Origin of the sequence: Tsukamurella sputi, assembly GCF_007858445.1 — a bacterium.
In the GTDB taxonomy this organism is placed as follows: Bacteria; Actinomycetota; Actinomycetes; order Mycobacteriales; family Mycobacteriaceae; genus Tsukamurella; species Tsukamurella sputi.
Genome location: NZ_VIGV01000074.1, coordinates 1 through 649, shown reverse-complemented (window position 1 = coordinate 649; position 649 = coordinate 1). Strand labels below are relative to the sequence as shown.

Genomic DNA, 649 nt, shown 5'->3' with positions numbered 1-649 from the left:
CTGAACGATTCGCAGCTTGTCGTCGATGTACTCGAACTCACGCTTGTTGATCGAGCTGATTCGCTCCGACAGGTCGATGTCGGACGCTTGCAGTTCGCGTTTGGTCTTCCCTCGCGTTGTGATCCATCGGATGAGTTCGGCGAATGCGACCGACCCGACCATCGCTGCGACAAGTTCAGGTATCCCCATCTGCTTGGTCCTCCTGGCTGAGAAGTTCGCGGAGGATGGACCGAATTTCTACAGCCCTGAATCCGAGATAGGTTCCGAATGCCACGACGAGCCATGTGGCGAATGTGGTGGGTGGGCCGCCGTTGTTGGTTGCTACGGCGGCGACATAGGTGGCGCAGGCGGCGAGGAGTGAGAGTGCGCCGACCTGCTCGAGCTTGAGTGAGTCGTCGAGGTCAAGCCGTGTCACATAGAGGGCTGCAAGGATCGAAGCTGACCCGATGAGCTGCAACCCGATGAACGCCCACGCGAACCATCCGCTTGTGGTGACGACGATTGATTCGGGTGCGCCTGCTGCGAGTTGGATGATTGATGCGAGGGTTCCGAAGGCGACGCAGAGGCTGTACAGCGGGAAGCTTCCACTGTCGACTTTGCGTCGTCCTTCGATGTACCGCTTCATGAGGTCTTCGGGGTATGAAGTGCC

General features: G+C 58.7%; 2 protein-coding genes. Both read right to left on the bottom strand.

From position 1 onward, the window contains the following. A partial coding sequence (locus tag FK268_RS24860; RefSeq protein WP_205124530.1) for a hypothetical protein occupies nucleotides 1–189 on the bottom strand: 189 nt, incomplete at its 3' end. Continuing rightward, nucleotides 176–649 (bottom strand): hypothetical protein (locus FK268_RS23215; RefSeq protein ID WP_205124529.1); only part of this gene is annotated, 474 nt, incomplete at its 5' end. The genes FK268_RS24860 and FK268_RS23215, both read right to left, overlap by 14 nt.